Origin of the sequence: Arsenophonus sp. ENCA, assembly GCF_002287155.1 — a bacterium.
Taxonomy (GTDB): Bacteria; Pseudomonadota; Gammaproteobacteria; order Enterobacterales; family Enterobacteriaceae; genus Arsenophonus; species Arsenophonus nilaparvatae.
This window is the reverse complement of the sequence record NZ_NHNG01000586.1, coordinates 1-7766: the sequence shown is the minus strand read 5'-3', so window position 1 is coordinate 7766 and position 7766 is coordinate 1. Positions and strand designations below refer to the sequence as shown.

Genomic DNA, 7766 nt, shown 5'->3' with positions numbered 1-7766 from the left:
GTATGGCACCGGCAGTGATGTGCGAAATGTGGAAGATAACACGCCGCACCTGGTTATCTACGACTACCAAGACTCGCGCAGCGGGCGTTGCCCGAGCGAATTCCTGGTAAACTATACGGGGTATCTGCAAGTTGATGGCTACGCGGGTTATCATGGCACGGAAGCTCAACTCGTTGGCTGCATGGCGCATGCGCGCCGTAAATTTGAAGAGGCTCGGCGAGCCCAGCCGAATACCAAAGTAGGCAAAGCCATTTGGGCCTTAGGGTTAATTCAGAAACTGTACCGGATAGAAAAAACGTGTCAAGGGCTTTCTCCTGAAGAGATTTACCGACGGCGACAGAGCGAAGCGCGTCCATTGATGGAGGAGTTTGAAGCCTGGCTATCAAAGACGAAGGTGCTCCCGAAAGGCTATCTGGGTAAAGCCATTGGTTATTGTCAAAAACAATGGCCAAAGCTGATGCGCTATCTGGAGGATGGTCGTTTGAGTATCGACAACAACCGCGCCGAACGGGCGATAAAGCCTTTTGTAATTGGTAGAAAAAACTGGCTGTTTGCCAATACGGAATCGGGTGCCCATGCCAGCGCGCTATTGTACAGCTTGGTGGAAAGTGCACGTATCAATGGACTTAACCCGTACGATTATCTTTTGGCGCTGCTGACGGCGCTAAAATACCCAGATGAGGATATCGACTGGAACGCACTACTACCCTGGAAAATCACCTTACCTTAAACCACGCAGCAGCGCACTGTGTGGTTCCAATGACGCTTACTTTATATGAGCTGACATTTTTTTCATATAGCTCTTCCCGGGCCAGATCTATATTACGAAAATTAGTATTAATATTGAATTTTTTCAAAAGGATAAATAAGATTTTATATAAAAGGTCAAAATAATATTTATCCCTTTTCTACTATTTTCATTTTTTTGCGAGATTATTCTCAACTAATGTTAAGTTAAGAAAATTTATTTTTGATTATAAAATTTTCTTATTATTTTTTAATAATTAAATGTCTTATAACAATAAGGAGAAGTTTTAATAATTCAAAAAAATTGTATTGGAAAAATTGACCTGAGCGCGGCAATAAAAAATAGCGCCTTAATTAAGACACCATTTTAAGAGAATAAATAAATTAAATTTGTTAATATTTATGCATTAAATATTAACGCGATCACGTAATTCTTTACCCGGCTTGAAGTGAGGAACATGTTTTCCTTTCAAATCAACTTTATCACCCGTTTTCGGATTACGGCCGATGCGCGATGCACGGTAATGAAGAGAAAAACTGCCGAATCCGCGGATCTCAATACGCTCTCCCTTAGCAAGTGTTATTGCCATAAGATCAAGCATTTCTTTCACAGCTTCTTCAATAAGTTTTGCTGGTATATGAGCTAATTGGTTAATAAGTCTTTCAATTAATTCAGACCTGGTCATAGTACCTCCCCTAAACTACCGTTACGGGGCAACAAAATGTTGCCCTATGATTAACTTAATTATTCGCCTTTCGCTGCTTTGAACGCTTCTGCCATCGCATTATTGGCAAAATTGGTATCTTCCTGTTTGTTCACAGAAGCAATGGCATCTTTTTCATCTGCTTCATCTTTTGCACGAACAGATAAGGTAATGATACGGTTTTTGCGATCAACACCAGTATATTTAGCTTCAACTGTATCGCCAACGTTCAATACTTGAGTAGTATCTTCCACGCGATCACGTGAAGCTTCAGATGCACGTAAGTGACCTTCAACACCAGCAGCCAACTCAATCGTTGCTCCTTTCGCATCAACAGCCACTACTTTACCGGTAACGATAACACCTTTCTTATGAGCAGACAGATAGTTATTAAATGGATCTTCCGCTAACTGTTTAATACCCAAAGAAATACGTTCACGTTCAGCGTCAACTTGCAATACAACTGCAGCGATTTCATCGCCTTTTTTGTATTCACGAACCGCTTCTTCACCTGCAACATTCCAAGAAATATCAGACAGATGAACTAAACCATCAATACCACCTTCTAAACCGATGAAGATACCAAAATCAGTAATAGATTTTATTTTACCTTCTACCCGATCATTCTTATTGTGCGTTTCTGCAAATTGCTGCCATGGATTTGGTTTACATTGTTTCAAACCTAATGAGATACGACGACGCTCTTCGTCAATATCCAGAACCATAACTTCAACAACATCACCCACATTAACAACTTTAGATGGATGGATATTTTTATTAGTCCAATCCATTTCGGAAACGTGTACTAAACCTTCAACACCTTCCTCAATTTCAACAAAGCAGCCATAGTCAGTAAGATTAGTGACTCGCCCTGTCAACTTAGTGCCTTCTGGATAACGCTTAGCAATAGCTACCCATGGATCTTCTCCAAGCTGCTTCAGGCCTAAAGAAACACGTGTACGATCACGATCAAACTTCAATACTTTAACATTGACTTCATCACCAACATTCACAATTTCACTTGGGTGTTTAACACGTTTCCAAGCCATGTCAGTAATGTGTAATAAGCCATCAACACCGCCCAAATCAACAAATGCACCATAGTCAGTTAAGTTCTTAACAATACCCTTAACTTCCATGCCTTCCTGCAAGTTTTCTAGTAACTGATCACGTTCTGCACTGCTTTCAGACTCAATCACAGCACGACGCGAAACAACAACGTTATTGCGTTTCTGATCCAGTTTGATAACTTTGAACTCAAGCTCTTTACCTTCCAGGTGAGTTGTGTCACGAACTGGGCGAACATCAACCAATGAACCGGGTAAAAATGCACGAATTCCTTTTAATTCTACTGTGAAACCACCTTTCACCTTGCCATTGATAATGCCCATAACTGTTTCGGCATCTTCATAGGCTTTTTCTAGCATCAACCAAGCTTCATGACGTTTCGCTTTTTCGCGAGACAGGATAGTTTCACCGAAACCATCTTCTACTGCATCTAAAGCAACATCAATTTCATCACCAACCTGAATTTCTAGCTCACCTTGCACATTTTTAAATTGTTCTACTGGGATCGCTGATTCTGATTTCAGACCGGCATCAACTAACACGACATCTTTGTCGATAGCAACAACAACACCACGAACAATAGCCCCTGGACGGGTTTCGATACTCTGTAAAGATTCTTCAAAGAGTTGAGCAAAAGATTCTGTCATAGTAAGATCTTCAAAAATTTTAATTTTAACTGCCATTCAACATGCTGCCAAATGGGGTTATTTCACATACCTCGCAACACTCCTTGTTACAAAGCTTTACTTAACTAAACACAAATTCAGCTACACCAAATAGGTGTATTAACTTATTATATGTCAATATTGAGCATATTATATAGATAATATTTGCTTTTTTTTCACATAAGCAAGTACTTGCTCGATGACCCCTTCAATTGATAACTTTGTAGAATCCAGGATCAACGCATCTTTTGCAGGTACCAATGGCGCAATTAACCTATTACGATCACGATAATCACGCTCTTTAATATCAGTTAAAAGATCGCTTAATCTAACATCAAAGCCCTTTTCCTGCAACTGTTGCATTCGTCTACGAGCGCGCTCTTCAGGTGTGGCATCAAGAAAAATCTTTACCGGTGCGTCTGGGAAAACCACCGTTCCCATGTCACGACCATCAGCAATCAAACCCGGTTTAGTGCGAAATGCTCTTTGCCGACGCAATAATGCTTCTCTAACGCGAGGAAAAGTTGCGCTAAGAGATGCCGTATTACCAACAACTTCACTACGAATTGCATTACTGACATCCTCCCCCTCAAGCATAACAGCTAATTCGTTTTCTCTTGGTTCAAAACGGACATCAAGATTAGCCGCTAATGGAACTAATGCTTCTTCAGACTTAATATCAACATGATGATGTAATGCTGCTAAAGCCAGAACACGGTAAATAGCGCCAGAATCAAGTAACTGCCAGCCCAGTTTATTTGCCAATGCCTGACATAATGTACCTTTACCTGCGCCACTTGGACCATCAACTGTGATAACGGGGGGTAAAACCACCATTATACTCCTCCTTTGTGATAGAATTGCATTTTAGCAACTACTTTCTATCAGGCTAATAAGTACCCTATTATACTCAATTCATTCTATTAAGGAAAACAAAGAGATATTTCGAGCAAATTTAGCGTTGCAGGCATAATACTCGTCGTTCAGTATTATACTAATTTTTAGGCATACACTAGTACCGATGACTTAATTTTTCTAGTTGATTAAAGTAGTCTGGAAAAGTCTTAGCGGTACAATTTGGATCCAAAATGGTAACCGGCGTATCTGACAACGCGACAAGTGAAAAACACATCGCCATACGATGATCATTATAAGTTGCTATTTCAGCATGCTGTAATAATTTAGGCGGTAAAATACGTATATAATCACGACCTTCTTCCACTTTTGCGCCAACTTTTGTTAATTCAGTCGCCACCGCCGTTAACCTGTCAGTTTCTTTTACCCGCCAGTTATGGATATTACGAATAATCGTTTCACCACGAGCAAAGAGCGCCAGAGTCGCAACCGTCATCGCCGCATCGGGGATCGCATTCATATCCATATCAATACCAATTAACTCACCTCGTTGACATTCGATATAATCTTTACCCCAACGTATTTTGGCACCCATTTTTTCTAGTACAACAGCGAATTGGGTATCGCCTTGCAAGCTATCTTTGCCAATACCTGTTACCTTAACGGTACCACCTTTAATTGCTGCCGCAGCTAAAAAATAAGAGGCAGAAGAGGCATCGCCCTCAACAAGATAATCCCCTGGTGAAATATAGTGTTGTCCGGCTTTAATATGAAATCGACAATAGTGTTGATTGTCTACTTCAACGCCAAAATCACGCATCAGTGCCAGAGTAATATCAATATAGGGTTTAGAAACCAGCTCTCCTTTTATCTGAATAGTCGTATCATTAGGCGCTAAAGGTGCGGCCATTAAAAGAGCTGTTAAAAATTGGCTAGATACGCGTCCATCTACTATGATATTCCCACCGCGAAAACCACCTTTTATCCTTATAGGCGGATAACCAGCTTGCTCAAGATAATCAATATTTGCTCCACCTTGCTGTAGCGCATCAATAAGATGGCCAATAGGTCGCTCTTTCATTCTGGGCTCGCCGGTTAAGACAATATGATTGTCCGCCAATGCTAAAACCGCAGTTAATGGGCGCATAGCCGTGCCGGCATTACCGAGAAAAATTTCTAAACCTTTTTTATGGCTAAAATAATGCCCGCTACCTTTTACAATACACGTGGTGAGATCTTTGGATAATTGATATTCGACACCCAATGCTGTCAAAGCATTAAGCATATGACGAATATCATCACTAGCAAGAAGATTAGTTAAAACGGTTTGGCCTTGCGCTAATGCTGCTAACAATAGTACCCGGTTAGAAATACTTTTTGAGCCAGGAAGATTGATAGTACCTTCAACGTAAGAAATGGGTTGTATTGTCAGGGCTTGCATTAATAGTAGACTCTCCAATAACGAAGTTGGATAAATTATTTAAATCACATTTATATTCATTTGATAGGGTTAGACGATATCACTACCAATCTAACCATAAAGGACTATTTAATTTATTTATTCTGATGTTCAAAATCAATCATAAAATCAACTAGCTTCTGTACACCAGCCAGCGGCATAGCATTATAAATTGAAGCACGCATGCCACCTGCTGCTTTATGCCCTTTCAGGAACAGTAGCCCTTGCCGCTCTGCCGCTTTGATAAATTCATCATCTAAGTTAGGTTTTACCATTTGGAATGGAATATTCATAACCGAACGATTAACTGGATCGATTCGATTAATATAAAACTGGCTATTATCAATGACATCATACAGTAAACGGGCTTTTTGTTGATTGCGTTTTTCTATTTCTTGTAAACCACCCTGCTGTTTTAACCATTTAAACACCATACCCGATAGATACCAGGCAAAAGTTGGGGGCGTATTGTACATTGAGTCATTTTTAGCCAATATGGTGTAATCAAGGATAGAAGGGGTTGCCTTTCTCGCCCGACCTAACAAATCTTCCCGAATGATAACCAATGTGATGCCTGCTGGCCCAATATTTTTTTGCGCACCAGCATAAATAACACCAAAACGGCTGACATCAAGTGGCCGTGATAAGATAGCTGAGGAGTAATCAGCAATAACAATTTTATCGGCCGAAAAATCAGGTAGTGTGTGGATAGCTATACCATCAATCGTTTCATTCGGGCAATAATGAAGGTATTTGGCACTGGTCGTTAATGACCATTTATCCATCGGTTGCACGCTTAAATAAGCTGATTTTTCCAGCCGAATATCAATCTCATTGACAGCACAATGTTTTGCTGCCTCTTGCGCAGCAGACTTTGCCCAATAGCCACCAACAATATAGTCAACGGTTTCATCAGGTTGAAATAAATTTAGTGGCAAGGCGGCAAATTGACCTCTGGCACCACCGTGACAAAAAAGGATTTTATAATTATCGGGTATTTTGAGTAATTGACGTAGATTTTGTTCAGCTTCTTTAACTATCTCCATAAAAGCTTCACTGCGATGGCTTATTTCCATCACCGAAACACCCATACCGTTCCAATTACAAAGTTCTTGTTGTGCACAATGTAAAACTTCTACCGGTAACATGGCCGGACCAGCGCTAAAATTATATACCTGACTCATCACCCACCCTTATTGACCTAATTAAGCTTTTACTATTATTTAATCTCTGGTTAGGTTTTAACATTACCACTGAACAGCTGTAAATAAAACAACTGGCCGGCAAACAGCATTTTTCTGATAACCAATTAATACTTATCAAACATCGCTTGAATTTTTATTGGGTCATGGGTTTGAGTCAAGGCTAACTGTAGTAAAACCCGAGCCTTCTGCGGATTCAAACGCTCTGCAGCAACAAATCCATATTTACTATCATCCACTTCTGCATCGCGAGTTGTAAAACCTGTTGGCACACGACTAGCGCGAACAACCACTATGCCTTGTTTTACTGCATCGGCCAATACATTAAAAATTTTGTTATACATATTGCCGTTACCCACTCCAGCACTAACAATGCCTTGATAGCCATGATAGATCAATGACTTGGCTGGTAGTGCCGATGCATTTGAATAATTATAAACAATGCCAACTTTAGGTAATTTATCTAACTGACTAATATCAAAAATTGCGTTCTGCGCTCTGGGTTGAGCCGCGTTTAAATAGTGCACTTTGCCATTGTAGATAAAACCTTCAGCGCCAGCATTAATAGCTTCAAATGCTTCAACAAAGTTGGTATTCATTTTAACCACATTACGACCACTAATAACTTTATCGTCCATGGCTAATAAGACACCTCGTTTGCTCGCCTCTTTATCAGTGGCAACAATAACGGCGTTATAGAGATTTAACGGCCCATCAGCACCTAATGCTGTGGCAGGCTTCATCACACCAACCATTACAATTGGTTTATGACAGTGGGTGGTTAAATCTAAAAAATAAGCGGTTTCCTCTAGCGTGTCAGTACCATGAGTAATGATCACGAGTTTCGCACAAAACTAATTTGGGTACGCTAATAAAACACGGATGTGCTCAGCAATAGCATTTTTGATTACGTCCCAATTTTGTTGATAAAGGGTTATTTTTTCAGATATACGACGTTTATGTTGTTCAAACCACGCAGAAATAGCGAGAAAAATATGATTTCTTTGCGCTCGGCTCGTGCGAGCCTGACAGCGTTCAATACCACAATTTTGTTTAACTTCTCGAT

At 40.3% G+C, this 7766-nt stretch carries 6 protein-coding genes and 2 pseudogenes; 1 reads left to right on the top strand and 7 read right to left on the bottom strand.

What is annotated here, in order from left to right; translation table 11 throughout:
- Positions 1-730, top strand: a 730-nt coding sequence (locus tag CBG25_RS15340; RefSeq protein ID WP_290604254.1) for an IS66 family transposase, incomplete at its 5' end; no start/stop codon positions are given.
- A gap of 424 nt (positions 731-1154) precedes the next feature.
- On the opposite strand, the gene ihfB is transcribed toward CBG25_RS15340, so the two are convergent.
- The 7 genes and pseudogenes from ihfB to CBG25_RS15305 form a co-directional block, all read right to left on the bottom strand.
- Positions 1155-1433, bottom strand: a complete 279-nt coding sequence (ihfB, locus tag CBG25_RS15335) for an integration host factor subunit beta (protein ID WP_290607730.1) — start codon at positions 1431-1433, stop codon at positions 1155-1157.
- A gap of 59 nt (positions 1434-1492) precedes the next feature.
- A complete protein-coding gene (gene rpsA, locus CBG25_RS15330; RefSeq protein WP_290607732.1) occupies positions 1493-3166 on the bottom strand; it encodes a 30S ribosomal protein S1 in 1674 nt (557 codons plus the stop codon).
- A 168-nt stretch (positions 3167-3334) separates the two neighbouring features.
- A complete protein-coding gene (cmk, locus tag CBG25_RS15325) occupies positions 3335-4021 on the bottom strand; it encodes a (d)CMP kinase (RefSeq protein ID WP_290607728.1) in 687 nt (228 codons plus the stop codon).
- A gap of 175 nt (positions 4022-4196) precedes the next feature.
- Complete coding sequence (gene aroA / locus CBG25_RS15320; protein WP_290607726.1) at positions 4197-5480, bottom strand: 3-phosphoshikimate 1-carboxyvinyltransferase; 1284 nt, start codon at positions 5478-5480, stop codon at positions 4197-4199.
- A gap of 113 nt (positions 5481-5593) precedes the next feature.
- Entirely contained in the window at positions 5594-6682 is a 1089-nt protein-coding gene (gene serC, locus CBG25_RS15315; protein ID WP_290607724.1) for a 3-phosphoserine/phosphohydroxythreonine transaminase, read from the bottom strand.
- A 125-nt stretch (positions 6683-6807) separates the two neighbouring features.
- Positions 6808-7536 (bottom strand): annotated as a pseudogene (locus CBG25_RS15310) (type II asparaginase); the annotation flags it as partial.
- Between the two features lie 18 nt (positions 7537-7554).
- A pseudogene (locus CBG25_RS15305) lies at positions 7555-7766 on the bottom strand (hypothetical protein); the annotation flags it as partial.

Bases quoted from the DNA above. Each gene is read 5' to 3' on its own strand.
- ihfB (WP_290607730.1), bottom strand. From the start codon at position 1,433: ATGACCAGGTCTGAATTAATTGAAAGACTTATTAACCAATTAGCTCAT.
- rpsA (WP_290607732.1), bottom strand. From the start codon at position 3,166: ATGACAGAATCTTTTGCTCAACTCTTTGAAGAATCTTTACAGAGTATC.
- serC (WP_290607724.1), bottom strand. From the start codon at position 6,682: ATGAGTCAGGTATATAATTTTAGCGCTGGTCCGGCCATGTTACCGGTA.
- aroA (WP_290607726.1), bottom strand. From the start codon at position 5,480: ATGCAAGCCCTGACAATACAACCCATTTCTTACGTTGAAGGTACTATC.
- cmk (WP_290607728.1), bottom strand. From the start codon at position 4,021: ATGGTGGTTTTACCCCCCGTTATCACAGTTGATGGTCCAAGTGGCGCA.